The organism is Streptomyces sp. NRRL F-525 (assembly GCF_000716605.1).
GTDB lineage: Bacteria > Actinomycetota > Actinomycetes > Streptomycetales > Streptomycetaceae > Streptomyces.
Map to the genome: position 1 here is coordinate 1 of NZ_JNXE01000191.1, position 317 is coordinate 317.

Sequence of the window (317 nt, forward strand, 5' to 3'; positions counted from 1 at the left end):
AGGTCGGGGTTGAGGACCTCCGGATGGGTCGAGAGCATGCCGTGCGGAAGCCCTTCGTACGACTTCAGGGTGGCGTTCGCCAGGAGTTCGGCCGACTTCGGCGCCGCGTCCGCGTAGGGCCCGACCTGGTCGTCCGTGCCGTGCGCGACCAGGACGGGGACGTCGATCCGCTTGAGGTCGTCGGTGAAGTCGGTCTCCGAGAACGCCGCGATGCATTCGTAGTGGGCGTTGGCCGCGCCCATCATCCCCTGGAGCCACCAGTGGTCGATCAGCCCCTGGGAGACCGTCGCGCCCTCCCGGTTGAAGCCGTAGAAGGG

The 317-nt window shown here is 68.1% G+C and carries 1 protein-coding gene; it reads right to left on the reverse strand.

The window, feature by feature from the left end; translation table 11 throughout:
* On the reverse strand, window positions 1–317 hold a 317-nt coding region (locus OO69_RS48480), incomplete at both ends, for an alpha/beta fold hydrolase (RefSeq protein ID WP_033287448.1).